Origin of the sequence: Weissella paramesenteroides ATCC 33313 (genome assembly GCF_000160575.1) — a bacterium.
Lineage (GTDB): Bacteria > Bacillota > Bacilli > Lactobacillales > Lactobacillaceae > Weissella > Weissella paramesenteroides.
The window spans coordinates 232,006-256,448 of sequence record NZ_GG697129.1 but is presented as its reverse complement, the minus strand read 5'-3'; the positions used below and the strand labels follow the sequence as shown (position 1 = coordinate 256,448).

Sequence of the window (24,443 nt, the reverse complement as noted above, 5' to 3'; positions counted from 1 at the left end):
GCTGCTGTATCATAATCAAGTACGCTAAATGAAGGACAACATAAATGTGTCCTCATATTAGTGTGCCATTGACGAGCAATGATGTGGGAGGTTGCGACACACCCGGCAGCATTGCCACGAGGCCCATTGCCATGGAGCCTTGTGGGGCGTGTCGGTAGTTTCCACGGAGTTAGTTTCATATTCCAATATGGACGAAGGGAGAATTTATATCATGGCAAATAAGAAGATTCGTATCCGCTTAAAGGCTTACGAGCACAAGATCTTGGATTCATCAGCTGAAAAGATCGTTGAAACGGCAAAGCGTACAGGTGCTGAAATTTCAGGTCCTATTCCATTGCCAACAGAACGTACGATTTACACAGTTTTGAGCTCACCTCACAAGCACAAGGATGCACGTGAGCAATTCGAATTGCGTACTCACAAGCGTTTGATTGACATCATGAAGCCAACTGCTAAGACAGTCGATGCATTGTCAAAGTTGGAATTGCCAAGTGGTGTTGATATCGAAATTAAGTTGTAATTCTTATAGCTTAAAATATAGATGATTAACTTGCCTGGTTATGCATTTAACTAACTAAAAATTAGATTTACTATTTGAAAAGGAGATAGTCATGACTACTAAGGGTATCTTAGGCCGCAAAGTCGGCATGACTCAGGTATTCACTGAGACTGGTGAACTTATCCCTGTAACAGTTATTGAAGCTACGCCAAACGTTGTTCTTCAAGTTAAGACTTTGGAAAATGATGGTTATAGCGCACTTCAATTGGGTTACCAAGATAAGCGCCAAGTTTTGAGCAACAAACCTGAGCAAGGTCACGTTGCCAAAGCAAACACGACCCCTAAGCGCTACATTCGTGAAATCCGCGATGCTGAGGGAGAATTCAATGTTGGGGATGAAGTTAAGGTTGATATCTTCGCCGCTGGTGAAGCTGTTGACGTAACTGGAATTACGAAGGGTCATGGTTACCAAGGTAACATCAAGAAGGATGGCCAAGCTCGTGGACCTATGGCTCACGGTTCTCGTTACCACCGTCGTCCTGGTTCATTGGGTGCCATTATTAACCGCGTCTTCAAGGGTAAGAAGTTGCCTGGACGCATGGGTAACCATAAGCGTACTGTACAAAACTTGCAAGTTGTTCGCGTTGATGTAGAAAATAACGTGATCTTGGTTAAGGGTAATGTTCCTGGTGCCAACAAGTCACTTGTTACTGTTAAGTACTCAAAAAAAGCTAAGTAATAAGGACGAAGGGAGGAAATTAACATGACTAAGGTTGCTTTGTTTAAGCAAGACGGTTCAAATGCCGGTGATATTGAATTGAATGATTCAGTATTCGGTGTAGAGCCAAACAACAATGTCATTACGGATGCCGTATTGATGCAACGCGCTTCAATGCGTCAAGGAACACATGCTGTAAAGAACCGTTCAGCGGTTTCTGGTGGTGGAAAGAAGCCTTGGCGTCAAAAGGGTACGGGTCGTGCCCGTCAAGGTTCAATCCGTTCACCACAATGGCGTGGCGGTGGAATTGTCTTCGGACCTACACCACGTTCATATGCCTACAAGATGCCTAAGAAGGCTTACCGTTTGGCATTGAAGTCAGTGTTGTCACAAAAGGTTTTGGATTCTTCATTGGTTGTTGTTGATGCATTGTCATTCGACGCACCAAAGACTAAGGAATTCAAGGCAGTTTTGAACAACTTAAACGTAAATGAAAAGACGTTGGTTGTCTTGGACGATGATAATGCTAATGCAGCATTAGCAGCACGTAACTTAGAAAACGTGACTGTTATGACTGCTAAGGGTGTTAACGTGCTTGACGTAATCAACAACGATAAGTTGATTGTAGTTCAATCAGCTTTGGCACAAGTTGAGGAGGTTTTGGCATAATGGACGCACGCGATATCATTTTGCGCCCGGTCATCACTGAACAAACGATGAGCGTTTTGGATGAAAAGCGTTACACGTTTGAAGTTGATGTTCGCGCCACTAAGCCACAAATTAAGCGTGCTGTTGAAGAAATTTTTGACGTTAAGGTTGAAAAGATCAACACAGCTAACGTACGTGGTAAGTTAAAGCGTCAAGGACGCTTTGCTGGTTACACTAAGAAGCGTAAGAAGGCAACGGTTACGTTGTCAGAAGCTTCAAAGGACATTCAATTGTTCAACGAAAACTAATTAGGAGGAAATTAGCGTGGCTATCAAGAAGTACAAGCCAACCTCTAACGGTCGTCGTAACATGACGTCTTCAGATTTTTCTGAAATCACTAAGACGACGCCTGAAAAGAGCTTGTTGGAATCAAAGTCAAACACTGGTGCTCGTAATTCATACGGTCACATGACTGTACGCCATCGTGGTGGTGGACACAAGCGCCAATACCGTATTATCGACTTCAAGCGTACCAAGGATGATGTACCAGCTAAGGTTGTTGCGATCGAATACGATCCTAACCGTACTGCAAACATCGCTTTGCTACAATACACTGATGGTACTAAGGCATATATCTTGGCACCTAAGGGCTTGGAAGTTGGTATGACAGTTCAATCTGGAGTAGATGCTGATATTAAGGTAGGTAACGCCCTACCATTAGCAAAGATTCCTGATGGAACTCAAATTCATAACATTGAGCTAAAGCCTGGTCATGGTGGACAACTTGTCCGTTCAGCCGGAGCCTCAGCTCAAGTGCTAGGTAAAGAAGGAAAGTACGTTCTAGTTCGCCTACAATCTGGTGAAGTTCGTATGATCTTGGCAGTTAACCGTGCCACAGTTGGAGTTGTTGGAAACGAACAACACTCATTGATCAACTGGGGTAAGGCTGGTCGCCGTCGTTGGAAGGGTCAACGTCCACACGTTCGTGGATCTGTAATGAACCCTAACGATCACCCTCACGGAGGTGGTGAAGGAAAGGCTCCTATCGGACGTCCATCACCATTGTCACCATGGGGTAAGAAGACAGCTGGTAAGAAGACACGTAACGCTAAGGCTCGTTCAACGAAGTTTATCGTTCGTGGTCGTAAGAACAAGTAAAACATAGCATCCAGCTATTATAAGTTTTTAAAAAACGAGAGGAGGACCTCAAAATGGGTCGTAGCCTAAAGAAGGGGCCATTTGCTGATGCTTCTTTGTTGAAGAAGGTCGAAGAAGCTAATGCTTCAGACAAGCATACCGTCATCAAAACATGGTCACGTCGCTCAACGATTTTCCCAAGCTTCATTGGATTGACTTTTGCAGTTTACGATGGTCGTAAGCACATGCCAGTTTTGGTACAAGAAGACATGGTTGGTCACAAGCTTGGAGAGTTCGTTCCTACGCGTACGTTCCGCGGACACGCAGCAGACGACAAAGCAACTAAGCGTAAGTAATTAGGAGGACAATACAATGGCTGAACAAATCACGTCAGCACGCGCCACGGCCAAGATCGTTCGTGTCGCTCCACGTAAGGTCCGCCTAGTGCTTGACCAAGTTCGTGGTAAGTCTGTGGCAGAGGCATTTGCAATTTTGCAATTCTTGCCAAACCACAGCTCAGAAGATGTATATAAAGTGTTGAACTCAGCAGTAGCAAATGCTGAGAACAACTTCTCATTAGATCGCGAAGATTTGGTAGTTGCTGAAGCCTTTGCAAACGAAGGACCAACGCTAAAGCGTTTCCGTCCACGTGCTAAAGGATCAGCTTCACCAATCAACAAGCGTACAAGCCACATTACTATTGTGGTAAAAGAAAAGTAAGGAGGATTGAGTCATGGGTCACAAAATTAACCCAACTGGTATGCGTGTCGGCATCATCCGCGACTGGGATGCAAAATGGTACGCAAACAAGAAGGACTTCGCAACAACTTTGCACGAAGATTTAAAGTTGCGTGAGTACATCGAAGCTAAGTTGGCTGAAGCATCAGTTTCACGTGTTGAAATTGAACGTACTGCTAACCGTGTAAATATCTCAATCCACACTGCTAAGCCAGGTATGGTTATTGGTAAAGGTGGATCTGAAGTTGATGCATTGCGTAACGAGCTTGCAAAGCTTGTTGCCAAGGGTGAACGTGTTCACATCAACATCATTGAGATCAAGAAGCCTGATTTGGACGCCCACTTGGTAGGCTCACAAATTGCAGCAGATTTGGTTCGCCGTGTGGCTTTCCGTCGTGCAATGCGTAGTGCTATCCAACGTGCAATGCGTGCTGGTGCTAAAGGTATCAAGACGCAAGTTTCTGGACGTTTGAACGGTGCAGATATGGCTCGTGTTGAGCAATATACTGAGGGTACAGTGCCTTTGCACACATTGCGTGCAGACATTGACTACTCATGGGATGAGGCAACTACTACTTACGGTCAAATCGGAGTTAAGACTTGGATTTACCGTGGTGATATCTTGCCAGAGAAAAAGTCAGTAAAGAAGCAAGGAGGCGAGTAACATGCTAGTTCCAAAGCGTGTAAAGTACCGTCGACCACACCGCGGTAAGATGCGTGGTGAGGCTAAAGGTGGTAAAACAGTAGCTTTCGGAGATTTCGGTTTACAAGCTACTGAATCACACTGGATTACAAACCGTCAAATCGAGGCTGCTCGTATTGCTATGACGCGTTACATGAAGCGTGGTGGTAAAGTATGGATTAAGATTTTTCCACACTTGTCATACACTTCAAAGGGTGTTGGTGTTCGTATGGGTAACGGAAAAGGTACCCCAGAAGGCTGGGTAGCACCTGTAAAGCGCGGCAAGGTATTATTTGAAGTTGCCGGTGTTCCTGAAGAGGTTGCCCGCGAAGCCTTGCGTCTTGCATCTAACAAGTTGCCAGTCAAGACTAAGATCTTGGCTCGTCAAGTGGAGGGTGAATAATGAAGATCAAGGATCAACAAAACGAAATCAAGGGTCTCAGCCAAGCTGAGCTGGTTGCCAAGGAAAAGAGCTACAAGGAAGAGTTATTCAACTTGCGTTTCCAATTAGCTACAGGTCAACTTGAGAACACGGCTCGATTGTCAGAAGTACGCAAGCAAATTGCCCGTATCAAGACGGTCATTCGTCAACAAGAATTGAACAAGTAGACTAAGAGAGGAGACCGTTCGTTATGACTGAAGCTCGTAACACACGTAAGGTTTACCAAGGCCGCGTGGTTTCAGATAAGATGGATAAGACAATTACCGTTGCCATTAACACTTACAAGAATCACCCAGTTTATGGTAAGCGTGTTAAGTACACGAAGAAGTTTAAGGCTCACGATGAGAACAACGAAGCTAAGACTGGTGATTTGGTACGTATCATGGAGACACGTCCAACATCAGCTACAAAGCGCTTCCGTTTGGTAGAAATCGTCGAGAAGGCCGTTATTATCTAATCGTTTAATCTCGAATCTTACCAATAACGGAAGGAGGACAAAATCGTGATTCAACAAGAAAGTCGTTTAAAGGTTGCTGATAACTCAGGTGCACGCGAAATCTTGACTATCAAGGTATTGGGTGGATCTGGTCGTAAGTTCGCTGGAATCGGTGACATGATCGTTGCAACTGTTAAGCAAGCTATTCCTGGTGGAAATGTTAAGAAGGGTGACGTTGTTAAAGCCGTTATCGTTCGTACTGCTGCTAGTACTCACCGTGCTGATGGTTCATACATCAGTTTCGATGAAAACGCTGCTGTCATCGTTAAGGATGACAAGAGTCCTGTAGGTACTCGTATCTTCGGACCTGTTGCGCGTGAATTGCGTGACAATGATTACATGCGTATTGTGTCATTGGCACCTGAAGTATTGTAATTACCATCATTAAATCAAGGAGGAAGCCTCGCATGTTTGTGAAGACTGGTGACAAGGTTAAGGTTATCGCCGGCAAGGACAAGGGTAAGGAAGGCGTAGTTGTAAAAACTATTTCATCACAAGACCGTGTCGTTGTTGAAGGTGTCAATATGGTTAAGAAGCACCAAAAGCCTAATAACCAATACCCACAAGGTGGAATTGTTGAGCTTGAAGCTCCAATCCACGTTTCAAACGTACAATTGCTTGACCCTTCTACTAACGAACCAACAAAAGTTGGTTACAAAGTTGAAGATGGTAAGAAGGTACGTTTCGCTAAGAAGTCTGGAAAGACTTTGGCATAATTTTCTAGGTGAAAGGAGGAAATCATTATCATGGCAAATCGCTTAAAAGAAAAGTACGTCAATGAAGTTACACCTTCATTGGTTGAGAAGTTTGAGTACTCATCAATCATGCAAGCACCTAAGATCGAAAAGATCGTGCTTAACATGGGTGTTGGTGACGCTGTTTCAAACTCAAAGAACTTGGATGAAGCTGTTGCTGAATTGGAATTGATTGCTGGTCAAAAGCCAGTTATCACTCGTGCAAAGAAGTCAATCGCTGGCTTCCGTTTGCGTGAGGGTATGGCAATCGGTACAAAGGTTACTTTGCGTGGTGAGCGTATGTACGACTTCTTAGATAAGTTGATCAACGTGTCATTGCCACGTGTTCGTGACTTCCGTGGAGTTTCACCAAAGGCTTTTGATGGCCGTGGAAACTACACATTGGGAGTACGTGAACAACTTATTTTCCCAGAAATCGATTATGATAAGGTTAATCGCGTTCGTGGTTTGGATATCGTTCTTGTAACGACTGCAAACACTGACGAAGAAGCTCGTGAATTGCTTACTCAAATGGGTATGCCTTTCTCAAAGTAATCAATACTGATTTACAGTAATTAATAATAGGAGGCAAATATCAATGTCAATGACTGACCCAATTGCAGATTTCTTGACTCGCATTCGTAATGCGAACATGGTTCGCCACGACTCAGTTGAAGTACCTGCATCAAAGATCAAGAAGGACATCGCCGAGATCTTAAAGAGTGAAGGCTTTGTTCGTGACGTTGAATACATTGAAGATGACAAGCAAGGTGTCATCCGTGTTTTCCTTAAGTACTCTGCTGACAAGACTCGCGTAATTACAGGTTTGAAGCGTATTTCAAAGCCTGGTTTACGTACATACGTTAAGTCAGATGATGTACCTAAGGTATTGAACGGTTTGGGAATTGCAATCATCTCAACTTCTGAAGGTGTTATCACCGATAAAGAAGCTCGCGCCAAGAAAATTGGTGGCGAGGTATTGGCTTACGTCTGGTAAAAATAAAATTTAAACAAGGAGGTGTCAACCAATGAGTCGTATTGGTAATAAGGCCATAACATTGCCTGCTGGTGTTGAAGTAGCACGCGAAGGTGATGTTGTTACTGTTAAGGGACCTAAAGGTGAGTTATCACGTTCGGTTGCTCACGAAATCAATTTGACTGTTGATGGAACTGAGGTTTCATTCACTCGCCCATCAGATGATGGACGCATGAAGGCACTTCACGGAACTACTCGTGCCATTGTTAATAACATGGTCGAGGGTGTTTCAAATGGTTTCAAGAAGACCTTGAAGCTAGTCGGTGTTGGATACCGTGCTTCAAAGCAAGGCGATAAGCTTGTTTTGAATGTTGGTTACTCACACCCAGTAGAATTTGAAGCTCGTGAAGGATTAACTGTTGAAGTTCCTGACTCAACAACGATTACAGTTGAAGGAATCAGCAAGCAATTTGTTGGTGATTTCGCCGCTGAAATCCGTGCCGTACGCGCACCTGAACCATACAAGGGTAAGGGTATCCGTTACGAAGGTGAATACGTTGCACGTAAGGAAGGTAAGACTGGTAAGTAAGCTTAAGCTTTGTGCTTAAAATCGTAAGCAACGTTACGATTTACTTATGAGTATATCTTTCGAATAATAAAAAAAGAGGTTACGAACATGATTACGAAGTCAGACAAGAACAAAGTGCGTCAACACCGACACACTCGCGTTCGTGGCAAGATTTCTGGTACTGCTGAGCGCCCACGCTTGAACGTTTACCGTTCTAACAAGAACATCTACGCGCAATTAATTGATGACGTAGCGGGTGTGACGCTTGCTAGTGCCTCAACATTGGATAAGTCAATTGAGACTGCTCCAAAGACAGAACAGGCAGCTAAAGTTGGTGCTTTGATCGCAGAGCGCGCGAAAGCAGCTAATGTTGAAGTTGTAGTATTTGACCGTGGTGGTTACTTGTACCATGGTCGTGTACAAGCTTTGGCTGAAGCAGCTCGCGAAGCTGGCTTGAAGTTCTAAGGGAAGGAGGAAAGAAAACATGGCATTTATCGATGCAAATAAGCTCGGTGAGCTTGAAGAAAACGTTGTAGCCATCAACCGTGTTACCAAGGTTGTTAAAGGTGGACGCCGTTTGCGTTTCGCTGCTTTGGTAGTAGTTGGTGACCGTGACGGACATGTTGGTTTTGGTACTGGTAAGGCGCAAGAAGTTCCTGAGGCAATCCGTAAGGCTGCTGAAGATGCAAAGCGTAACATTATTAGTGTACCTACTGTTGGTACAACCCTTCCTCACTCTACATTGGGTGTCTACGCAGGTGGTCGCATCTTATTGAAGCCCGCCGTTGAAGGATCTGGAGTAGCAGCTGGTGGTGCTGCTCGTGCCGTTTTGGAATTGGCGGGAGTTGCCGACGTGACTGCAAAGTCATTGGGATCAGCTACGCCAATTAACGTTGTACGCGCAACTTTCGATGCAATCAACTCATTGAAGAACGCTGAAGAAGTTGCTGAATTGCGTCAGGTCTCATTAGAGCACTTGGCAGATTAAGGAGGCAGAACATGGCTGAACAAGTTAAAATTACTCTTGTAAAGAGTGCTGCCCACCGTTTGCCAAAGCAACGTGCAATTGTGAAGGCCCTTGGATTAAACAAGGTGCAATCATCAGTTGTATTGCCTGACAACGCAGCAACGCGTGGTGCAGTGTTCAAGATTGCTCACTTGGTTACTGTTGAAGTAGTTAAGTAAGAGCTTAATAATTAGATTGCATTGAAGGAGGTAAAACCCTAATGAAGCTAAATGAACTCCAAGTAGCTGAAGGTTCACGTAACGTCCGCAACCGTGTTGGACGTGGTGAGTCATCAGGTAATGGTAAGACTGCAGGTCGTGGTCAAAAAGGTCAAAAGGCTCGTGGTAAGACACGTCTAGGATTCGAAGGTGGACAAATGCCATTGTTCCGTCGTATGCCAAAGCGTGGTTTCACGAACATTAACCGTAAGGAGTATGCTGTCGTCAACCTTGATGTGTTGAACCGCTTCGATAACGGTACTGAAGTTTCACCAGCCTTGTTGGTTGAAGCTGGTATTGTTAAGAACGAGTTGAACGGCGTTAAGATCTTGGCTAATGGTCAACTAGAAAAGTCATTGACTGTTAAGGCTAACAAGTTCTCAGCAGCAGCAACCGCAGCGATCGAAGCTGCTGGTGGTAAAGCTGAGGTGATCTAATGCTGAAAACCGTGCTCAATTCATTAAAAGAAAAAGATATTCGCAAGAAATTATTTTTCACTTTATGGATTCTAATTGTCTACCGATTAGGTGCCTACATTACTGTGCCGGGTATTAACACGGCAGCACTGACAGAGGTAGCAAATTCTGGGCTCGGCAGCATTTTGAATATGTTTAGCGGTGGTGGACTGACAAATTACTCATTATTTGCAATGGGAGTTTCACCATACGTTACTGCACAAATCGTGGTACAGCTCCTACAAATGGATATTGTGCCACGATTTGTTGAATGGTCGAAACAAGGGGAAGTTGGACGACGTAAGTTGAACCAAGTGACCCGGTGGTTGACCATTGTCCTAGCGTTTGTCCAATCAATTGGTATAACGGCTGGATTTAATCAACTAAGCCAAGTTAATTTGGTGAAAACACCAAATACTGAGACTTACTTATTAATCGGATTTATCTTAACGGCTGGTACAATGTTATCAGTCTGGTTAGGTGAAATGATTACTGAACGTGGTCTTGGACAAGGTGTTTCAATGTTGATTTTTGCTGGTATAATTGCGCGTTTGCCAGCAGGTATTTACCAATTATTCAAGGAACACATTCTACAAGGTGACGACCCAGCGCGTGGGTGGGCATTCTTCGTAGGTATCATGATTATCTTTGTGGTGGTCATTGCTTTCGTTACTTGGTTTAACCAAGCAATTCGAAAGGTTCCAATGCAATATACACGTCGTTCAGTAGGATCAGGAAGTTCTTCTTACCTACCATTGCGTATTAATATTGCAGGTGTGATTCCAGTTATCTTTGCGTCATCGCTATTGGTGACACCACAAACAATTTTGCAGGCTTTTGCCAGCAAGTTTGCGGACGCAGGTTGGTATAATACAGTTATGCAATACCTTTCAATTCAAACGATGCAAGGTGGTATTGTATACACACTATTGATTGTCTTGTTTACGTTCTTCTACGCCTTTGTTCAGGTTAATCCTGAAAAGGTCCAGGAAAACTTACAGAAGCAAGGTAGTTATATTGTGGGTGTCTGGCCTGGTCCATCAACTGAAAAGTGGATGTCAGGTCTGCTGATGCGTTTGTCAGTAGTCGGCGCTCTGTTCCTAGGATTTGTCGCTTTAGCACCAATCCTAGCGACACATGTCTTTGGGTTGGATAGTAACCTTGCTATGTCAGGAACGTCAATCTTGATTGTCATTGGTGTGGCAATTGACCTGATTCGCCAACTTGAAGGATTGATGATGAAGCGGCAGTATGTTGGATTTATTCGAGAAGGAGTCGTAGCAAAATGAGTTTGAACATCATGTTGTTGGGTTTGCCAGGTGTTGGTAAAGGTACCCAGGCTGCAAAAATCGTAGAGAAGTACAACTTGCCACACATCAGTACGGGTGATATGTTCCGTGCGGCAATGGCCAACGAAACTGAACTTGGTTTGAAGGCAAAGTCTTTCATGGATGCTGGTAACTTGGTCCCTGACGAAGTTACTAATGGTATCGTTGCAGAACGCTTAGCTGAAGAAGATACGAAGCCAGGATTTATCTTAGATGGATTCCCTCGTAACTTGGAGCAAGCACATGCATTGGAAGATATGTTAAGTAAGGAAGATCGTTCATTGGACGCTGTTGTTTACTTTACTGCTGATACTGAAGTGCTAGTTGATCGTATGATGGCCCGTGGACGTGCAGATGACACGCCTGAAGTGATTAAGAATCGCTTAGACGTTAATGGAAAGCTTACTGAACCAATTGCTGAGTATTATGCTGAAAAAGGTATTTTACACAAGATTGATGGTGCACGTGAGCTGGATGTCGTGTTCGCAGATGTAAAGAAGTTACTTGATAGTTTGAAGAACGGCTAATTATAGCGCAGATTTTACTGTTCAAGGTAAATCTATTGTGTTATAATAACTTGTTACGTTCTCCAATGTCACAACTAAGGAGGCAGCAACGTGGCCAGTGATGTTATTGAAATTTCTGGTGTGGTAAAGGAAACTTTGCCCAATGCCATGTTTACCGTTGAACTGGAAAACGGCGCAGACATCTTAGCACACGTTTCTGGTAAGATTCGGAAGAATTTCATTCGTATTTTACCTGGTGATCGTGTAACAGTTGAGATGTCGCCATATGATTTGACGAAGGGCCGTATTACATACCGGTTCAAGTAAGCAAATCGTACAAAAAATTCAAGGAGGTAAATATCATGAAGGTTCGTCCATCAGTTAAGCGTATGTGCGACAGCTGCAAGGTTGTCAAGCGTAATGGTCGTGTAATGGTGATTTGCTCTGCAAACCCAAAGCACAAGCAACGTCAAGGTAAGTAATTCTTACTGACGTTTAAAAAATTTATTTATTATATAGAAAAAGGAGGTAATCGTAATGGCTCGTATTGCTGGTGTTGATTTGCCTCGCGATAAGCGTATCGTGATCGCATTAACATATGTATATGGAATCGGTAATTCTACTGCACAAAAAGTTTTGGCAGAAGCAAAGGTTTCTGAAGATGTCCGTGTTCGTGACTTAACTCCAGACCAAGAAGACGCTATCCGTGCCGTCGTTGATGGTATTAAGGTAGAAGGTGACTTGCGTCGTGAAGTTTCAATGAGCATTAAGGCTTTGCAAGAAATTAACTCATACCGTGGTATCCGTCACCGTAAGGGATTGCCAGTTCGTGGACAACACACGAAAAACAATGCTCGTACGCGTAAGGGCCCAGCTGTTTCAATTGCTGGTAAGAAGAAGTAATTTTAAACTAATTGGAAAGGAGATAACTTGATTATGGCAGGTCGTAATAATCGTAAGCGTCGTGTTCGTAAGAATATTGAGTCTGGTGTAGCACACATCCACGCAACATTTAACAACACGATCGTAATGATCACCGACGTTCAAGGTAACGCTGTTGCTTGGTCATCAGCTGGAGCACTTGGTTTCAAGGGTAGCCGTAAGTCAACACCATTTGCTGCTCAAATGGCTGCTGAAGCTGCTGCTAAGAGTGCAATGGAAAATGGCATGAAGACTGTTGAGGTAACTGTTAAGGGACCTGGTTCAGGTCGTGAGGCTGCTATCCGTTCGTTAGCCGCTGCAGGTTTGGATGTTTCATCAATTAAGGATGTTACTCCAGTACCTCACAACGGTTCACGTCCACCAAAGCGTCGTCGTGTCTAATTGCCGGTTGCAAATAGTGCACAACATGCTTTGAAAGGGGTAACAAACAGTATGCTTGAATTCGAAAATCCTAAGATTATGCTGGTTGAAGAGGATAGCAATTACGGTAAGTTTGTGGTTGAGCCGCTTGAACGTGGTTACGGAACTACTTTGGGTAACTCACTACGCCGTGTATTGTTGTCTTCATTGCCTGGTGCGGCAATCAATTCAGTACAGATTGATGGCGTTTTGCATGAGTTTTCAACGGTCGAAGGTGTCGTTGAAGACGTTACGCAAATCATTTTAAACCTTAAAAAGGTTTCAATGCGCATCGACAGTGATGATGAAAAAACACTCGAAGTTAACGTAACCGGTCCCGCTGATGTGACGGCCGGTGACATAGCTGGTGATAGTGATGTCGAGATCTTAAATGGAGATCTTCACATTGCTACTGTTGCGGCTGGGGCTACCTTGCACATGACTTTGACTGCAGTTCGTGGTCGTGGTTATGTTTCAGGGGACCAGAATAAGGAATTGCATGATGAAATGCCTATTGGCGTTCTAGCAATTGATTCAATCTTTACCCCAATCGAACGCGTAAACTATCAAGTTGAAAACACTCGTGTTGGTCAACGTGATGACTTTGATAAGTTGACTTTGGATGTTTGGACTGACGGCTCATTAACAGCTACTGAAGCTGTTTCATTGGCTGCTCGTATTATGTCTGATCATTTGAACGCTTTTATTGATATGTCTGAACGTGCAATTACTGCACAAGTGATGGCAGACAAGGAAGAAGAACCAACAACGAAACATGCAGATACACCAATTGAAGAATTGGATTTGTCTGTTCGTTCTTATAATTGTCTCAAAAGGGCCGGGATTAACTCTGTACAAGAGTTAACTGAGCGTACGGAGACGCAAATGATGTCTGTTCGTAACCTCGGTCGGAAATCACTTGACGAAATCCAGGACAAGCTTAAACTGCTCGGTTTAGGGTTCCGCAAGGAAGATTAGATTAAACGATAGAATACCAAGAAAAGGAGGACACACTCATGGGATACCGTAAGTTGGGACGTACCAGTGCACAACGTAAGGCTTTGTTGCGTGATTTGACTACTGATCTATTGATCAATGGTCGTATCACAACGACTGAAGCTCGTGCTAAGGAAGTTCGTCGTACTGCTGACAAGATGATTACGTTGGGTAAGCATGGTGATTTATCATCACGCCGTAAGGCAGCTGCTTTCTTGCGTAACGTCATTGCAGACGTAAAAACAACTGATGATAACAAAGTTCAAGTTGAAACAGCTTTGCAACACTTATTTAACGATGTTGCACCTCGCTTTGAGGGTCGTGCCGGTGGTTACACTCGCATTTTGAAGACTACTCAACGTCGTGGAGACGCTGCTCCAATGGTTATCTTGGAATTGGTTGACTAATTTCATTGGTTAATTAATAAACACAATGAGATCTCTCATGTTATAAGGTATAAACTGTTAAGATGATGGCAATGGCCAAGTCTAGGTTGAAAGGCATTTATGTCGCACCTGTAACGTGTGAGGTTTTTTTGTGTATTTTTTTATATACAGCTATTTGGATACAGCATATAATGTAATGCATGATACATGGATGATTAAAGTGAAAAGAGGACACATATCATGGGTTATGAGGTTGACTTTAAAAATGTCGAGACGGTTGGTTTAGAGGGTCTGCCTCTCGCCAAGGAATTGGCCGGTTTACGCGCAAATGAGGCTCGTTATTTTTGGAATAAATACAAGTTTATCTATACAACTTATCCAGCTTCTGAAATGCAAAAAGAAATTGCTTGGCTTAATAAAATTTTACTGGATGAACGAGAAATCGTCTTTCAAGCTAAAGTTATTGAAGTAGCTATCTATGAAGATGACAAGCTTTATTGGCCGGATTTTATTTTTGATAATGGTATGATTATTAATGTTTTGTACGAGAAGAGTGTTGAGAAACCAAAGCGAGCTGTAGGTATTAAATTGTGCGAAGGTATGGCAGTTCCTGATGAGCTGCAAGGTAAGTTTAAATTTGCTCATCAACGTTCAAAGCTTGCGGGGACAATCCGAGGCAGCTATTTTAATTTGCATCAAGATTGGTTATAGAATAATATGCAGAATATGTTAAAAAACCATCAATCTACTAGTTAAAATTGGTAGATTGATGATTTTTAAATTGAATACGATCTTTTGTTTTAAGCAACCTGCTTTTTACGTAGGAAATACTTCCGTAACTCATTTAATAAGATTAATGGCATAGGTAATAGAATCAAATAGAGCCAATCACGTAGGATTAGTGGTGTGGTTCCAAAAACGGATTGTAGCAGCGGTACATAGCATACAGCAATAAATAGTAATGCCTCAAAGACTATACCCGCATAGACTAATCCATTTGACCAGAAGTTATGATGCGGATAAAATAGCGAGTTTAAGTCATAACGACAATTTAGTACGACCGCCATCTGACAGAAGATAATAGTTCCTAATGTTAAGGTCGTTGCTTGGCGATAGTCGAAACCAGTAGCGACTAAAGCATTTAAACTATGCCCATTTAAGTAATTACTGAAAAAGAATGCACTAGCGGACAGAATTGAACTTAAAGCACCGTACCAAGCAAAAGCTTTTAGAATTGTATTTTTGGTAATTAGATGCTCAGCCTTTTTTCTTGGTGGTTGTGACATAACTGTTGGTTCTGTTGGTTCACGACCCAAGCCTAACGCGGGAATCATATCAGTTCCCAAATCAATTAACAAAATTTGCATCACGGTTAATGCAAGTGGAATTTTACCACCACTTAATAGAAATAGAATCGATGGAAATGCTTCTGGTACATTTGAGCTTAAGATATACAGTAAAAACTTGCGAATATTACTATATACACCACGCCCAGCTTTAATTGCAGCAACGATTGAAGCAAAATTATCATCTGTTAGAATGACGTCAGCAGCTTCTTTTGCAACATCTGTTCCAGATCTGCCCATCGCGATACCAATATCAGCACGTTTTAGTGCAGGTGCATCATTGACGCCATCACCAGTTACAGCAACAACATGCCCCATATCTTGTAAACAAGCAATGATACGATATTTTTGTTCCGAAGCCATGCGAGCAAATAGGACATCCCCTTTTAAGGCATCTTTCAATGCTTCATCGGATAGGTTAGTTAACTCACCACCTGTCACAACGCGCATCTGGTCATTATGCGACACAATCCCAATTTTACGAGCAATTGATTCAGCAGTGATGCCATTATCACCAGTAATCATAATGATCTTAATGTGGGCACGATGACAATCAGCAATCGCTTCGATGACTTGATTTCTTGGTGGATCAAACATGGCAGATAAACCAATAAAAGTCATGTTTTGCTCGGCAGTTTTAAAATCATCGGTATCGTCGAGTTGTCGACCAGCAACGGCTAATACACGAAGAGCTTGGGCAGCATAGCCATCATTAGCTGCCATTATTTTTCGACGGATATTGTCAGTTAAGGGCTTGATCTGCTTATCTGTCGTGAGATAAGTTGTACAGTGGTCTAAAACCTTGTTGGGGGCGCCTTTACTGTAAACATTAAATGCTTCTGATTGATTAGCTTGTACTTTAACGGTCATCATCTTACGGTTAGAATTAAAGGGTAGTTCATCAACTTTTTGGTGGCTTTGACGGAGCGCTTTAACATTTAAACCACCTTTTTGGGCAACGACCTCTAAGCAAGCTTCAGTCGGGTCACCAATAATTTGAAATGTGTGATCAGCATTTTCTTTAATCATCGCATTATCAGTTAACAAGCCACCAAGCAAGAGTTCTCTCAAAACAGGTTCGTCACTACCTTTTAAAGCGGTCTCACCTTTGAAAATGGTACCATTTGGTTGATAACCTTCACCGGTAACATGGTATGAGTCTACACTAGTCCAGAGGTGAGCAACAGTCATCGCATTTTGCGTGAGTGTTCCGGTTTTATCAGAACAGATGACCGTTGCAGAACCAAGGGTTTCGACGCTGGCTAGCTTTTTAATTAATGCATGTTCACGAGCCATGTTTGAAACAGCACCTGCTAAGGATAAGGTTACCGTAGGAAGCAGTCCTTCTGGAATGAAGGCGACAATCATACCTAAAGCAAAAATAAATGAAGCTACGACTGGATAGTGAACGAAAAAGACAGCGCAGAAGAAAAAGATGATACCAATACCAACTGCTAGTAGTGAGAGTTGCTTTGTTAAAATATTTAATTCTTTTTGTAATGGGCTAAGTTTCTCATGCACAGTTTGTGTTAAGCGAGCAATCTTGCCAAACTCTGTATTCATACCAGTTGTCACGACAACACCACGACCATGACCTTGCATGAGCGAAGTCCCCATGTAAACCATGTTGTGCACAGCAGCATGGTTCGAAATCTCTGTTGCAATTGCAGTATTTTTTGAAACAGGATTAACTTCCCCAGTTAGGGTGGATTGATCAACACGCATACCCGATGCATCTAGTAGGCGAATATCAGCCGGCACACGATCACCTTCATTTAAAATAACGATATCGCCGGGTACCAGCTGATCGGTTGGTATCATTTTTTGTTGGCCGTTTCGTAGGACTAAAGTTTCTGTGGTCATTAATTTATTTAATGCGGCAGTTGCTTTACCAGCTTGAAATTCTTGCCAAAAACTGAAAACACCGTTGATTAGATTAACAAGCCAAATGGCAATTCCTAATTCTGTTAATCCAGCGATAAAGGCAATGCCTCCAGCAATCCAAAGTAAGATTGCCATCATACTTATGAAGTTTTGTAAAAATGACATAATTAGTGGCGTTTGATGTGCTTTTTCAAGAACGTTTGGACCATACTGTTCCTGACGTTGTTTGACATCATCAGTATTTAAGCCATTGGTGCTGGCGAGTAAGAGACCTAAAACTTGATCAGCATTACTTTTCAGAATTTCATCTAAATTAAAATCCGTCTGCATATCTTTCACCTTCTTAGTAAAAATAACTGAACAAAATTAATAGATGGTATACGCTTTCACGTTTATTATAATTCCAAAATGGGGTTAAGGTTAATGATAAGTTTGCAGAATGATGTAATTTGTGCAAAAATGAACAAGGTAGATGATAAATGATTTACGAGCTGACGATGCTAGTATATACTAAGAGAAAGATCAGTTCGGGGGGACGAAAAATGCAACAAAAACGTAACGTGAATACAACTGGCATGACGATACATCTAACACCAAGTAACTTCACGTTGGATCGACTTTTTATTAACGGTCGTCATTTCCAGTATCGGGGTATTGATTTAAATTTAGGTGATACAGTGCGTATCCGACAACAAGTTGGTAACTTTGTCATCGTCGAGAAAACACGTAAACCTGGAAAAAATTATTATGCGATTTGATTTTTAAAATATAAAAAAGAGAGCGAGACAAAAGTCGTTTTGAAGCCGGTATGTAACGTAGTTTGCGTCATTTTTGGCCGAAGCAAAGCGAAGGACAGGAATGGCGTAAATTGTGTTACATTGAGGCTTCAGACTTTTGGAACGCGTTTATGCTATTAAAATTTCAAGCTGATAATTAATGTATTTTTAGAAAAAAAAGTTGGGACAAAAGAAATTGTCCCAACTTTTTTTAAAATACATTAATTATGACGAGCGTGTTTAGCTAACAAATCACCCACAAATTGGATAAGAACGATAAATAGCAAGATAATAACTGTTGCTAACCACATCACATCATTCTGGAAACGTTGGTAACCAGTAACAATAGCTGTTGTACCAAGTCCACCAGCACCGATGGCACCAGCCATGGCAGTTAAGCCTACCAAACTAATGAGGGTAACCGTTGAAACACGAATCAATTCAGCACGACCTTCTCGTAGATAGACGTCTGAAATAATGTCCCAGTTTGTTGCACCGAAAGAACGAGCGGCTTCAACTTTTCCACTATCGACACCAAGTAAGGCAACTTGTACCTGACGAGCAAAGAAGGGAAAAACACCGAGTGATAAGGGAACAAGGGCAGCCGTTGTTCCGATAGTCGTTCCAACAATCAACTGGGTTAATGGTGAAAATGCTACCACCATGATGATAAATGGAATAGCACGACCAACTGAGACAACCTTGTCTAGAATTTGGAAGGTCGTTCGATTAGGAGCAATGCCATCATCAGCTGTTAATACAAGGCCGATACCAAATAAGAGACCAATGATACCACCGATTATAGCAGCACCAGCCGTCATGTATATGGTTTGCCAAATTGCAATGCCCCAGCCATAGTCACCTGACCAACCTAGTCCATAGGCATTTGGCATGTATTCTTTGATCCATTCAATCATTAGTGGGCACCTCCTTGTAATTCAGTAATTGCAACTCCATGATCTGTAAAACTTGCTTTGGCAGTTGCACGTTGTGACTCAGTTCCCTTAAAAATAGCGATAGCAATGCCGACTGGGGTTTGTGTCAATATTTCCATATTTGAGTAAAGAATGTTTGTTGTGACACCAAAATCAGCAAATATAGTTGATAGTAGTGGTTGGGCAGTATCAGCACCAACATAGCTAATCTGAATAAGTTCCTCATCAGCGGTCAATGGTTGTGTCTCTAGTAACTCATTAACTTTAACGATTGCTTCATCCAAGTTAGTTGCAGTATTGATAAAGTCTTTAGTTAATTGTTGTTGTGGATTTGTAAAAATCTCCAGCAATGATCCGCGTTCGATAATTTTACCATCTTCCATAACCGCAACCTTATGGGCAATCTCTTTGATGGCTTGCATTTCATGCGTAATTAAGACAATGGTTAGACCCAATTCTTGATTTAATTTTTTTAATAAGCTCAAGATTTGATTAGTTGTTCTTGGATCTAGGGCAGACGTTGCTTCGTCAGAAATTAAAATTTCAGGATCATTCGCCAGGGCACGGGCAATGGCAACACGTTGCTTTTGTCCACCAGATAATTGACTGGGAAAGTTTTCTGCACGATCTGCAAGGCCAACTAAACCAAGTAGCTTATTGACCTTTGCTTTTTTCTCAGACTTTGATAAGTTGGAATGCTTTAAGGGTTGTGCAACGTTACCAAAGATGGTTAACTCGCTCATTAGATTGAAGTGTTGAAAAATCATACCGATTTTTTTACGTTGGTCACGCAATTCCTTAGGTGATAATTGCAACATGTCGGTACCATTAACAGTTACTGAACCACTTGTGGGGCGTTGCAATAAATTGATTGTCCGCACTAATGTTGATTTACCAGCACCTGAGTACCCAACAATACCGTAAATATCACCTTTCTCAATTTCAATCGTTTCGTTTTGAACCGCAACGATTTCACGCTTTTTTTGTTTAAAAGTGACATTGATATTTTTTAATGAAATGACAGCCATATTCTTCTCCTACTCTTGATATGTATCAGGCTGAGACATTTTGCACCTCAGCCTGGATGGCTATATTTAAATTACTTTAATTTGATATCCCATGCTGGAATCTCAGCCTTACCCCAAGTGTCCTTCAAGTATTGCTTTGTTTGCTTGCTTTGGTAAGCTTTAACAACTTCCTTGTAGGCCTTCTTGTTGGCATCACTCTTGCGAGCAGCAATGACGTTGATCCATTGCTTTGAATCCTTGTTAACAGGTTCAACATAAATTGCTGAACTCAACTTAAGGTTAGCTTCTTGTGCATAGTTAGTATTAATAACAGCACCATCAGTAGACTTCAATGCTGATGGACCTTGGTCAGCAGCAACTTCTTTAAAGTTCAAGTTGAGCTTGTTGGTCTTAATGTCCTTAAGCGTTGGTGCAGACACACCACTCTTCAATTTAATCAAACCAGCTGATTGTAGCAAAGTCAATGCACGACCTTCATTAGTGGCATCGTTAGGAACAGCAATTGTGTCACCCTTCTTGAAGTCTTTGACATCTTTATGCTTCTCTGAGTAAAGACGAATAGGGGTGATAAATGTCTTACCAATAGCCTTAACCTTGTGACCGTTTGACTTGTTCCAGTTGCTTAAGAAGTCAACGTGCTGGAAAGCATTCAAATCAAGTGAACCATCAGCTACTGCCTTGTTTGGTTGGTTGTAGTCGGTGAAAACCTTTGTCTTCACTGTTAAATTGTATTTCTTCTGTGTTGTTTTGTTGATTTGATCCCAAAGTTTCTTATCACTTGTACCAACAATACCAACAGTCACAGTCTTCTTTGAAGCAGCGTTTGCAGTAACTGGGGCAATCGTTCCAGCTGCAAATGCACTAACTGCTAATACGGCACCAATCTTTAACCCTTTATTCATAGTCCTAATTCTCCTTATTAATTACTAATACCTGATTTGATTGTATTTCAGAAAAATAGGAATAAAAAAAGACTCGTCCCTATCTCGATTATTGACATAATCTAATAGAAACGAGTCTCGTGTTACCATTCTACTTCACCTTAATCATTACTGATTAAGACCTTAGCAACGAGCGGGCAGTGAGCGAAATGATGCTTTGCCGATTCGTGTGTCTGTTAACGTAGACCATTCCGTCATTAATTTATAGACTTGCTACTCATTAATGCCAATCACAGGCCATTTTCAATTAATGTGTCTTCGAACAACTTCCACCAAATGTTGTCTCTCTAGGCGAATCACAGTTAATTTACTTTCCTGATCAACTTGTTTATTTTTCTGAAATACTAAACCGTATTTTAGTGGATGTTATTTGATGTGTCAATACCTTTTTGAAATTTTTCTTCATGATTGACCAAAATAATTACACCAAGTAAAAATAGTGGGGCAACAAAAAGTGCTGCTTGGTGTAAGAAATGAATGGCAAAGTAAGCCAAAATCGCTGAAAAGAAAAATGCTAGGATGACTGGTCCGACACGAATTGCACGGCGAAAGGCCATTTCATCATGATAAATCAGCCAATTCGTTAAACCACTACTAAATGTCCGTAAGTTACCAGTACTCAGAATGGTCATATAGGCCATACCGTGAATTTTATTGAATGTATCTGCTTGAATGGCCATAAAAAATGCTAATAATGGCAGAATAATGTTGGCTGAAACGGATTGTAGTTCTAAACTAGCGACTAATAAGAGACCAAAAAATTCAACAATTAATGCAGATAATGTATGAGACCGCAGTGATTTATTGGTATAAGCTTTTAAAACTTGATTAAATGCTGAGCCCAGTAGGAAGGCAAAAATTGGCCAGAAATAAATTGTTGCATGTAGCCACTTGCCACCAGCAATGTTTAAACCAACCTGTAGTAAATTACCACTCTGAAAACTAGCAAAACGCATGTCGTGAGCTGAAAAAGTATAGGAATCAATAAATCCGGCCGTTGCCGCTAGCAACATACCGGTGCGTCGTGATTCTTTAACGGGGTACTGCTGATTGGTCATGATCTGAGTTCCTTCCATATTTTTTGATGAAAACATCTCACTAGTATACCACTAGCGAGATAAACAGGACTGACTTTACACCCTTGTTTTTGTGGTAAAATACTAGTTAATAAATAAAACAAGGAGTTATTTGTTATGTCTTTAGCATATCCAGATGATAGCTTGGCACTACACACTGATGCATACCAATTATCAATGATGCAAACATATTTTATGAAGGGTATTCATGAGCGTAAAGCAGTTTACGAGATGTATTTCCGTAAAATGCCTTTCAAAAATGGTTACGCTGTTTTTGCAGGTTTGGAAAGATTGGTCAACTTCTTAAGTGATCTACATTTTTCTGAAAGTGACCTCGCATATTTACGTTCAACAGGTGAATTTAACGAAGAGTTTTTAGATTATTTGAAAGATTGGCGGTTTAAGGGCACGGTACGTATGCCGCATGAAGGGGATATTGTTTTTAATAATGAACCGATTGTTCAAGTTGAAGCAACTGTATTTGATGCCCAATTAATTGAAACGCCGCTATTAAATATTGTTAATTATCAAACTTTGATTGCAACGAAAGCATCACGAATTCGTTCAGTGGTTGGCAATCAAACCTTAATGGAGTTTGGTTCACGTCGTGCGCAGGAAATGGATGCGGCTATCTGGGGAACTCGTGCTGCCTACATTGGTGGTTTCAACGCAACTTCAAATGTGCGTGCGGGTAAGTTATTTGGCATTCCAATCTCTGGGACTCATGCACATAGCTTAGTACAAGTCTATCGGAATGATTATGATGCATTTAAAGCATATGCTGAAACACATCATGATGTTGTGTTCTTAGTTGATACGTATGATACGTTGCGTTCAGGTGTTCCTGCAGCGATTCGGGTTGCTAAGGAGATGGGTGATAAAATCAACTTTATTGGTGTCCGCATTGATTCAGGTGATTTGGCTTATGTCTCAAAGGGTGTGCGTAAGATGCTTGACGAGGCAGGATTCAAGGATGCTTCGATTGTGGCATCAAATGATTTAGACGAATCAACAATCAAAAGTTTGAAATTCCAAGATGCAAAGATTGATACTTGGGGTATTGGTACGAAATTAATTACGGCATATGACCAAGCAGCTTTGGGTGGTGTTTACAAGGTTGTTTCCATTGAAGATGAAAATGGTAACATGACTGATACAATCAAAATTTCCGGTACGGCTGAGAAAATTTCAACACCAGGTCAAAAGCAAGTGTGGCGCATTACACGTAATTCTGATGGTAAGTCACAAGGTGATTACGTGGCTTTGTGGGATGAGAATCCTCAGAATTTGCCTAACGGATTATATATGTTCCACCCCAGCTACACATATCTGAATAAGACGGTGGTTGATTATACTGCACGACCTGTTTTACAGGATGTGTTTGTTAATGGTGAATTAGTTTATGATTTGCCAGCGCTAGATGATGTGCGTGAATATGCAAAACGACATATCGATTCATTATATTCAGAATACCGTCGTGATTTGAATCCACAAGAATATCCAGTTGACTTATCACAAGCGGCTTGGGATCATAAGGTTAATTTGATCAAAGCAACTCGAGAGTATGTTGATCACATTGATCAAACGGAAGAATAGAAATAAGCTATCAAGTTATAGGAGGAATCTGTCATGCGACCATTACAAGCAGAAATTATTGAAACATTAGGTGTTCAACCAACAATTGATCCGGCGACTGAAATCAAACGGTCAATCACACTGTTAAAAGACTATCTTAAGCAGACAGGGTTAAAGACACTTGTTTTAGGTATTTCGGGCGGACAAGATTCGACATTAGCAGGTAAACTGGCGCAATTTGCGGTTGAACAGTTGCGTGAAGAGACTGGGGATGGCGAGTATCAATTTATTGCTATGCGTTTACCATACAATGAACAAGCTGATGAATCAGATGCGTTGGCAGCAATCAAATGGCAAGAAGCTGATAAAACAGTGACTGTGAATATTGAAGAATCTGTTCTTGGCGTTGTTCATGAGTTAGAAGCTGCAGGTGTGCCTGTAACTGATTTCAATAAAGGAAATATTAAAGCTCGCGAACGAATGATTGCGCAATATGGTGTGGCTGCTGCTTATAAAGGTGTTGTCATCGGGACTGACCATGCAGCTGAGGCCTTAGCTGGTTTTTACACAAAGTTCGGGGACGGTGCGGCTGATATCACGCCATTGTATCGATTGAATAAACGACAGGGTCGCCAATTATTGGCATATCTTGGTGCACCAGCTACTTTCTATGAGAAAGTACCTACGGCTGATTTGGAAGAAGATCGTCCAGGACAACCAGATGAAGTTGCTTTAGGTGTGACTTATGATGCAATTGATGATTACTTGGAAGGTAAGGAAGTTTCTGAAGCAGATGCATTGCAAATTGAACGGCTATACACATCAACAGAACATAAGCGTCGTCAACCAGTGACCGTATTTGATCAGTGGTGGCGATAAAACAAAAAGAGCGAGACAAAAGTTGTTTTGAAGCCGGTGTGTAACGTGATTTGCGCTATCAAAATTATAAGATTACAGGATTGCGATAAATACATTTTTAGCAAAAAGCGGCTGAGGTGGAATGCCTCA

At 41.8% G+C, this 24,443-nt stretch carries 37 protein-coding genes and 1 other annotated feature; of the genes, 32 read left to right on the top strand and 5 right to left on the bottom strand.

Going from position 1 to position 24,443, the window contains the following annotated elements:
- Positions 1–211: 211 nt before the first annotated feature.
- The 29 genes from rpsJ to HMPREF0877_RS04010 all read left to right on the top strand — a co-directional run bounded on the left by rpsJ (position 212) and on the right by HMPREF0877_RS04010 (position 14,585).
- Positions 212–520: a 30S ribosomal protein S10 gene (gene rpsJ / locus HMPREF0877_RS04150; RefSeq protein WP_040760539.1), complete on the top strand. Its 309-nt coding sequence runs from the start codon at positions 212–214 to the stop codon at positions 518–520.
- A gap of 91 nt (positions 521–611) precedes the next feature.
- Positions 612–1,238, top strand: coding sequence for a 50S ribosomal protein L3 (gene rplC / locus HMPREF0877_RS04145; RefSeq protein ID WP_002827990.1), 627 nt, complete (start codon positions 612–614; stop codon positions 1,236–1,238).
- A gap of 24 nt (positions 1,239–1,262) precedes the next feature.
- The gene (rplD, locus tag HMPREF0877_RS04140) at positions 1,263–1,886 is read left to right on the top strand and encodes a 50S ribosomal protein L4 (protein ID WP_002827989.1); all 624 of its coding nucleotides are present in this window, start codon (positions 1,263–1,265) and stop codon (positions 1,884–1,886) included.
- Entirely contained in the window at positions 1,886–2,173 is a 288-nt protein-coding gene (rplW, locus tag HMPREF0877_RS04135; RefSeq protein ID WP_002827988.1) for a 50S ribosomal protein L23, read from the top strand. Before rplD ends, rplW begins: the two co-directional genes overlap by 1 nt.
- A gap of 16 nt (positions 2,174–2,189) precedes the next feature.
- Entirely contained in the window at positions 2,190–3,023 is an 834-nt protein-coding gene (gene rplB / locus HMPREF0877_RS04130; RefSeq protein WP_002827986.1) for a 50S ribosomal protein L2, read from the top strand.
- Between the two features lie 53 nt (positions 3,024–3,076).
- Positions 3,077–3,358: a 30S ribosomal protein S19 gene (rpsS, locus tag HMPREF0877_RS04125; RefSeq protein WP_002827985.1), complete on the top strand. Its 282-nt coding sequence runs from the start codon at positions 3,077–3,079 to the stop codon at positions 3,356–3,358.
- Between the two features lie 16 nt (positions 3,359–3,374).
- Positions 3,375–3,722 (top strand): 50S ribosomal protein L22, encoded by a 348-nt coding sequence (gene rplV, locus HMPREF0877_RS04120; protein ID WP_002827984.1) that lies wholly within the window; start codon positions 3,375–3,377, stop codon positions 3,720–3,722.
- Between the two features lie 13 nt (positions 3,723–3,735).
- A complete protein-coding gene (rpsC, locus tag HMPREF0877_RS04115) occupies positions 3,736–4,404 on the top strand; it encodes a 30S ribosomal protein S3 (RefSeq protein ID WP_002827983.1) in 669 nt (222 codons plus the stop codon).
- 1 nt (position 4,405) lies between these two features.
- A complete protein-coding gene (gene rplP, locus HMPREF0877_RS04110; protein WP_002827982.1) occupies positions 4,406–4,825 on the top strand; it encodes a 50S ribosomal protein L16 in 420 nt (139 codons plus the stop codon).
- Positions 4,825–5,031, top strand: a complete 207-nt coding sequence (gene rpmC / locus HMPREF0877_RS04105) for a 50S ribosomal protein L29 (RefSeq protein WP_002827981.1) — start codon at positions 4,825–4,827, stop codon at positions 5,029–5,031. The genes rplP and rpmC overlap by 1 nt, the downstream gene beginning before the upstream one ends.
- Positions 5,032–5,054: 23 nt before the next feature.
- Complete coding sequence (gene rpsQ / locus HMPREF0877_RS04100) at positions 5,055–5,321, top strand: 30S ribosomal protein S17 (RefSeq protein WP_002827980.1); 267 nt, start codon at positions 5,055–5,057, stop codon at positions 5,319–5,321.
- Positions 5,322–5,366: 45 nt separating this feature from the next.
- On the top strand, positions 5,367–5,735 hold the full coding sequence (rplN, locus tag HMPREF0877_RS04095) for a 50S ribosomal protein L14 (protein WP_002827979.1): 369 nt from the start codon (positions 5,367–5,369) through the stop codon (positions 5,733–5,735).
- Positions 5,736–5,767: 32 nt separating this feature from the next.
- Positions 5,768–6,076, top strand: a complete 309-nt coding sequence (gene rplX, locus HMPREF0877_RS04090) for a 50S ribosomal protein L24 (protein WP_002827978.1) — start codon at positions 5,768–5,770, stop codon at positions 6,074–6,076.
- A gap of 30 nt (positions 6,077–6,106) precedes the next feature.
- Positions 6,107–6,649, top strand: coding sequence for a 50S ribosomal protein L5 (gene rplE / locus HMPREF0877_RS04085; RefSeq protein ID WP_002827977.1), 543 nt, complete (start codon positions 6,107–6,109; stop codon positions 6,647–6,649).
- A 43-nt stretch (positions 6,650–6,692) separates the two neighbouring features.
- Entirely contained in the window at positions 6,693–7,091 is a 399-nt protein-coding gene (gene rpsH, locus HMPREF0877_RS04080; RefSeq protein WP_002827976.1) for a 30S ribosomal protein S8, read from the top strand.
- A gap of 31 nt (positions 7,092–7,122) precedes the next feature.
- Complete coding sequence (rplF, locus tag HMPREF0877_RS04075) at positions 7,123–7,659, top strand: 50S ribosomal protein L6 (protein ID WP_002827975.1); 537 nt, start codon at positions 7,123–7,125, stop codon at positions 7,657–7,659.
- Between the two features lie 87 nt (positions 7,660–7,746).
- On the top strand, positions 7,747–8,103 hold the full coding sequence (gene rplR, locus HMPREF0877_RS04070; RefSeq protein WP_002827974.1) for a 50S ribosomal protein L18: 357 nt from the start codon (positions 7,747–7,749) through the stop codon (positions 8,101–8,103).
- 19 nt (positions 8,104–8,122) lie between these two features.
- Positions 8,123–8,626 carry a 30S ribosomal protein S5 gene (gene rpsE, locus HMPREF0877_RS04065; RefSeq protein ID WP_002827973.1) on the top strand — a complete coding sequence of 168 codons (504 nt, stop codon included), beginning with the start codon at positions 8,123–8,125 and terminating at the stop codon, positions 8,624–8,626.
- Between the two features lie 11 nt (positions 8,627–8,637).
- Positions 8,638–8,823 (top strand): 50S ribosomal protein L30, encoded by a 186-nt coding sequence (gene rpmD, locus HMPREF0877_RS04060; RefSeq protein ID WP_002827972.1) that lies wholly within the window; start codon positions 8,638–8,640, stop codon positions 8,821–8,823.
- 41 nt (positions 8,824–8,864) lie between these two features.
- Positions 8,865–9,299, top strand: coding sequence for a 50S ribosomal protein L15 (rplO, locus tag HMPREF0877_RS04055; protein ID WP_002827971.1), 435 nt, complete (start codon positions 8,865–8,867; stop codon positions 9,297–9,299).
- Positions 9,299–10,606: a preprotein translocase subunit SecY gene (secY, locus tag HMPREF0877_RS04050; RefSeq protein ID WP_002827969.1), complete on the top strand. Its 1,308-nt coding sequence runs from the start codon at positions 9,299–9,301 to the stop codon at positions 10,604–10,606. Before rplO ends, secY begins: the two co-directional genes overlap by 1 nt.
- A complete protein-coding gene (locus HMPREF0877_RS04045) occupies positions 10,603–11,172 on the top strand; it encodes an adenylate kinase (RefSeq protein ID WP_002827968.1) in 570 nt (189 codons plus the stop codon). Before secY ends, HMPREF0877_RS04045 begins: the two co-directional genes overlap by 4 nt.
- Positions 11,173–11,262: 90 nt before the next feature.
- On the top strand, positions 11,263–11,478 hold the full coding sequence (gene infA, locus HMPREF0877_RS04040) for a translation initiation factor IF-1 (protein ID WP_002827967.1): 216 nt from the start codon (positions 11,263–11,265) through the stop codon (positions 11,476–11,478).
- A 35-nt stretch (positions 11,479–11,513) separates the two neighbouring features.
- The gene (rpmJ, locus tag HMPREF0877_RS04035; RefSeq protein ID WP_040760535.1) at positions 11,514–11,633 is read left to right on the top strand and encodes a 50S ribosomal protein L36; all 120 of its coding nucleotides are present in this window, start codon (positions 11,514–11,516) and stop codon (positions 11,631–11,633) included.
- 55 nt (positions 11,634–11,688) lie between these two features.
- Positions 11,689–12,054 (top strand): 30S ribosomal protein S13, encoded by a 366-nt coding sequence (gene rpsM / locus HMPREF0877_RS04030; protein WP_002827965.1) that lies wholly within the window; start codon positions 11,689–11,691, stop codon positions 12,052–12,054.
- A gap of 33 nt (positions 12,055–12,087) precedes the next feature.
- Positions 12,088–12,474 carry a 30S ribosomal protein S11 gene (gene rpsK / locus HMPREF0877_RS04025; protein ID WP_002827963.1) on the top strand — a complete coding sequence of 129 codons (387 nt, stop codon included), beginning with the start codon at positions 12,088–12,090 and terminating at the stop codon, positions 12,472–12,474.
- 51 nt (positions 12,475–12,525) lie between these two features.
- The gene (locus HMPREF0877_RS04020; RefSeq protein WP_040760533.1) at positions 12,526–13,470 is read left to right on the top strand and encodes a DNA-directed RNA polymerase subunit alpha; all 945 of its coding nucleotides are present in this window, start codon (positions 12,526–12,528) and stop codon (positions 13,468–13,470) included.
- 38 nt (positions 13,471–13,508) lie between these two features.
- Entirely contained in the window at positions 13,509–13,895 is a 387-nt protein-coding gene (gene rplQ, locus HMPREF0877_RS04015) for a 50S ribosomal protein L17 (protein ID WP_002827959.1), read from the top strand.
- 219 nt (positions 13,896–14,114) lie between these two features.
- Positions 14,115–14,585 carry a hypothetical protein gene (locus HMPREF0877_RS04010; protein ID WP_002827958.1) on the top strand — a complete coding sequence of 157 codons (471 nt, stop codon included), beginning with the start codon at positions 14,115–14,117 and terminating at the stop codon, positions 14,583–14,585.
- 89 nt (positions 14,586–14,674) lie between these two features.
- Here the strand turns inward: HMPREF0877_RS04010 and HMPREF0877_RS04005 are convergent, their stop codons facing one another.
- A complete protein-coding gene (locus tag HMPREF0877_RS04005; RefSeq protein ID WP_040760531.1) occupies positions 14,675–17,434 on the bottom strand; it encodes a cation-translocating P-type ATPase in 2,760 nt (919 codons plus the stop codon).
- 212 nt (positions 17,435–17,646) lie between these two features.
- Between HMPREF0877_RS04005 and HMPREF0877_RS04000 the strand changes: the two genes are divergently transcribed.
- The gene (locus HMPREF0877_RS04000; protein WP_040760530.1) at positions 17,647–17,862 is read left to right on the top strand and encodes a hypothetical protein; all 216 of its coding nucleotides are present in this window, start codon (positions 17,647–17,649) and stop codon (positions 17,860–17,862) included.
- A gap of 239 nt (positions 17,863–18,101) precedes the next feature.
- Here the strand turns inward: HMPREF0877_RS04000 and HMPREF0877_RS03995 are convergent, their stop codons facing one another.
- From HMPREF0877_RS03995 to HMPREF0877_RS03980, 4 genes are all read right to left on the bottom strand, one after another.
- A complete protein-coding gene (locus HMPREF0877_RS03995) occupies positions 18,102–18,797 on the bottom strand; it encodes a methionine ABC transporter permease (RefSeq protein WP_002827955.1) in 696 nt (231 codons plus the stop codon).
- Positions 18,797–19,843 carry a methionine ABC transporter ATP-binding protein gene (locus HMPREF0877_RS03990; RefSeq protein ID WP_002827954.1) on the bottom strand — a complete coding sequence of 349 codons (1,047 nt, stop codon included), beginning with the start codon at positions 19,841–19,843 and terminating at the stop codon, positions 18,797–18,799. The genes HMPREF0877_RS03995 and HMPREF0877_RS03990 overlap by 1 nt, the downstream gene beginning before the upstream one ends.
- Positions 19,844–19,914: 71 nt before the next feature.
- Positions 19,915–20,745, bottom strand: a complete 831-nt coding sequence (locus HMPREF0877_RS03985) for a MetQ/NlpA family ABC transporter substrate-binding protein (protein WP_002827953.1) — start codon at positions 20,743–20,745, stop codon at positions 19,915–19,917.
- Positions 20,746–20,848: 103 nt separating this feature from the next.
- Positions 20,849–21,116, bottom strand: a binding site (T-box leader).
- A 24-nt stretch (positions 21,117–21,140) separates the two neighbouring features.
- Positions 21,141–21,842 (bottom strand): YoaK family protein, encoded by a 702-nt coding sequence (locus tag HMPREF0877_RS03980; RefSeq protein ID WP_081443721.1) that lies wholly within the window; start codon positions 21,840–21,842, stop codon positions 21,141–21,143.
- A 135-nt stretch (positions 21,843–21,977) separates the two neighbouring features.
- On the opposite strand from HMPREF0877_RS03980, the gene HMPREF0877_RS03975 reads away from it, so the two are divergent.
- Together HMPREF0877_RS03975 and nadE are read left to right on the top strand one after the other, a co-directional pair.
- Entirely contained in the window at positions 21,978–23,456 is a 1,479-nt protein-coding gene (locus tag HMPREF0877_RS03975) for a nicotinate phosphoribosyltransferase (protein WP_002827950.1), read from the top strand.
- Positions 23,457–23,489: 33 nt separating this feature from the next.
- Complete coding sequence (gene nadE / locus HMPREF0877_RS03970) at positions 23,490–24,314, top strand: ammonia-dependent NAD(+) synthetase (RefSeq protein WP_002827949.1); 825 nt, start codon at positions 23,490–23,492, stop codon at positions 24,312–24,314.
- Positions 24,315–24,443: the final 129 nt, after the last annotated feature.

What these genes read in the sequence shown, in the direction of transcription:
- rplD (WP_002827989.1), top strand. Translation starts at nt 1,263, where the DNA reads ATGACTAAGGTTGCTTTGTTTAAGCAAGACGGTTCAAATGCCGGTGAT.
- rpsH (WP_002827976.1), top strand. Translation starts at nt 6,693, where the DNA reads ATGTCAATGACTGACCCAATTGCAGATTTCTTGACTCGCATTCGTAAT.
- rplQ (WP_002827959.1), top strand. Translation starts at nt 13,509, where the DNA reads ATGGGATACCGTAAGTTGGGACGTACCAGTGCACAACGTAAGGCTTTG.
- rpmJ (WP_040760535.1), top strand. Translation starts at nt 11,514, where the DNA reads ATGAAGGTTCGTCCATCAGTTAAGCGTATGTGCGACAGCTGCAAGGTT.
- rpsQ (WP_002827980.1), top strand. Translation starts at nt 5,055, where the DNA reads ATGACTGAAGCTCGTAACACACGTAAGGTTTACCAAGGCCGCGTGGTT.
- HMPREF0877_RS03980 (WP_081443721.1), bottom strand. Translation starts at nt 21,842, where the DNA reads ATGACCAATCAGCAGTACCCCGTTAAAGAATCACGACGCACCGGTATG.
- rplR (WP_002827974.1), top strand. Translation starts at nt 7,747, where the DNA reads ATGATTACGAAGTCAGACAAGAACAAAGTGCGTCAACACCGACACACT.
- HMPREF0877_RS04045 (WP_002827968.1), top strand. Translation starts at nt 10,603, where the DNA reads ATGAGTTTGAACATCATGTTGTTGGGTTTGCCAGGTGTTGGTAAAGGT.
- HMPREF0877_RS04005 (WP_040760531.1), bottom strand. Translation starts at nt 17,434, where the DNA reads ATGCAGACGGATTTTAATTTAGATGAAATTCTGAAAAGTAATGCTGAT.
- HMPREF0877_RS03975 (WP_002827950.1), top strand. Translation starts at nt 21,978, where the DNA reads ATGTCTTTAGCATATCCAGATGATAGCTTGGCACTACACACTGATGCA.
- rpmD (WP_002827972.1), top strand. Translation starts at nt 8,638, where the DNA reads ATGGCTGAACAAGTTAAAATTACTCTTGTAAAGAGTGCTGCCCACCGT.
- rplW (WP_002827988.1), top strand. Translation starts at nt 1,886, where the DNA reads ATGGACGCACGCGATATCATTTTGCGCCCGGTCATCACTGAACAAACG.
- rplC (WP_002827990.1), top strand. Translation starts at nt 612, where the DNA reads ATGACTACTAAGGGTATCTTAGGCCGCAAAGTCGGCATGACTCAGGTA.
- rpsE (WP_002827973.1), top strand. Translation starts at nt 8,123, where the DNA reads ATGGCATTTATCGATGCAAATAAGCTCGGTGAGCTTGAAGAAAACGTT.
- rplP (WP_002827982.1), top strand. Translation starts at nt 4,406, where the DNA reads ATGCTAGTTCCAAAGCGTGTAAAGTACCGTCGACCACACCGCGGTAAG.
- HMPREF0877_RS03995 (WP_002827955.1), bottom strand. Translation starts at nt 18,797, where the DNA reads ATGATTGAATGGATCAAAGAATACATGCCAAATGCCTATGGACTAGGT.
- nadE (WP_002827949.1), top strand. Translation starts at nt 23,490, where the DNA reads ATGCGACCATTACAAGCAGAAATTATTGAAACATTAGGTGTTCAACCA.
- HMPREF0877_RS04010 (WP_002827958.1), top strand. Translation starts at nt 14,115, where the DNA reads ATGGGTTATGAGGTTGACTTTAAAAATGTCGAGACGGTTGGTTTAGAG.
- rpsM (WP_002827965.1), top strand. Translation starts at nt 11,689, where the DNA reads ATGGCTCGTATTGCTGGTGTTGATTTGCCTCGCGATAAGCGTATCGTG.
- rpsK (WP_002827963.1), top strand. Translation starts at nt 12,088, where the DNA reads ATGGCAGGTCGTAATAATCGTAAGCGTCGTGTTCGTAAGAATATTGAG.
- rpsS (WP_002827985.1), top strand. Translation starts at nt 3,077, where the DNA reads ATGGGTCGTAGCCTAAAGAAGGGGCCATTTGCTGATGCTTCTTTGTTG.
- secY (WP_002827969.1), top strand. Translation starts at nt 9,299, where the DNA reads ATGCTGAAAACCGTGCTCAATTCATTAAAAGAAAAAGATATTCGCAAG.
- HMPREF0877_RS03985 (WP_002827953.1), bottom strand. Translation starts at nt 20,745, where the DNA reads ATGAATAAAGGGTTAAAGATTGGTGCCGTATTAGCAGTTAGTGCATTT.
- HMPREF0877_RS04020 (WP_040760533.1), top strand. Translation starts at nt 12,526, where the DNA reads ATGCTTGAATTCGAAAATCCTAAGATTATGCTGGTTGAAGAGGATAGC.
- HMPREF0877_RS04000 (WP_040760530.1), top strand. Translation starts at nt 17,647, where the DNA reads ATGCAACAAAAACGTAACGTGAATACAACTGGCATGACGATACATCTA.
- rpmC (WP_002827981.1), top strand. Translation starts at nt 4,825, where the DNA reads ATGAAGATCAAGGATCAACAAAACGAAATCAAGGGTCTCAGCCAAGCT.
- rplX (WP_002827978.1), top strand. Translation starts at nt 5,768, where the DNA reads ATGTTTGTGAAGACTGGTGACAAGGTTAAGGTTATCGCCGGCAAGGAC.
- HMPREF0877_RS03990 (WP_002827954.1), bottom strand. Translation starts at nt 19,843, where the DNA reads ATGGCTGTCATTTCATTAAAAAATATCAATGTCACTTTTAAACAAAAA.
- rplE (WP_002827977.1), top strand. Translation starts at nt 6,107, where the DNA reads ATGGCAAATCGCTTAAAAGAAAAGTACGTCAATGAAGTTACACCTTCA.
- rplF (WP_002827975.1), top strand. Translation starts at nt 7,123, where the DNA reads ATGAGTCGTATTGGTAATAAGGCCATAACATTGCCTGCTGGTGTTGAA.
- rpsJ (WP_040760539.1), top strand. Translation starts at nt 212, where the DNA reads ATGGCAAATAAGAAGATTCGTATCCGCTTAAAGGCTTACGAGCACAAG.
- rpsC (WP_002827983.1), top strand. Translation starts at nt 3,736, where the DNA reads ATGGGTCACAAAATTAACCCAACTGGTATGCGTGTCGGCATCATCCGC.
- rplO (WP_002827971.1), top strand. Translation starts at nt 8,865, where the DNA reads ATGAAGCTAAATGAACTCCAAGTAGCTGAAGGTTCACGTAACGTCCGC.
- rplV (WP_002827984.1), top strand. Translation starts at nt 3,375, where the DNA reads ATGGCTGAACAAATCACGTCAGCACGCGCCACGGCCAAGATCGTTCGT.